The sequence below is a fragment of the Prevotella sp. MGM2 genome, assembly GCF_002933955.1.
GTDB lineage: Bacteria > Bacteroidota > Bacteroidia > Bacteroidales > Bacteroidaceae > Alloprevotella.
Window position 1 is genome coordinate 1 of sequence record NZ_BEWW01000174.1, and the last position, 652, is coordinate 652.

The following is a 652-nucleotide window of genomic DNA, read 5'->3' on the forward strand; positions in this document are numbered from 1 at the left end:
GACCGCCGTTTCCCCATAACTGTAGGCGAGGTGGTACGGTCGGGACTGATGGCGGCAAAACCATGGTGGCGCCACACTTCGCGTACTCTGACCGAGCAGGCGGACAACGCTATGCGGCAGCTTGACATTGCCCATCTTTCCAAACGCCCTATAAGCGACTTGAGCGGCGGACAGTGGCAACGCACTCTTCTGGCGCGGGCCTTGGCCTCACAGCCTCATTTGCTCTTGCTCGATGAGCCGGATACCCATCTTGATGCCGCTACCAAAGCATTGTTGTACGACATCCTGGCCCGTGAGGCCACCAGACGTGCCGTGGTTGTGGTGAGCCACGATGAAGAACTGCCTCGCCGCGTCTCCAGCCATCAGTTGTGGCGCGTGGAAGGCGGTCGCATACATGTGCAGTAGTCCTTCTTACGCCGCATACGGTGCCTGTAGTCTAGAGTAACCGTAATGGGAGGACTTCTCATAGGCTGGAAATGGGGTGATATGCAATTTTAACATTTCTTGCTTTTGGGTGGAAAAAGTATTATCTTTGTAATAGCGAAGCGGACAAATCCAACGGGATTGTCCGCTTTTTGCGTATTTTCTGGCATGTTTTGTGTGGTGAAAAGCCCTGTTTTCGGTCTGAAAAGCATTACTTGGAATTTAAATT

The 652-nt window shown here is 52.8% G+C and carries 1 protein-coding gene; it reads left to right on the forward strand.

Annotation, left to right across the window (positions count from 1 at the left end; translation table 11 throughout):
• Positions 1-405, forward strand: a 405-nt coding sequence (locus C5S62_RS04365; protein ID WP_133159493.1) for an ATP-binding cassette domain-containing protein, incomplete at its 5' end; no start/stop codon positions are given.
• Positions 406-652 lie beyond the last annotated feature (247 nt).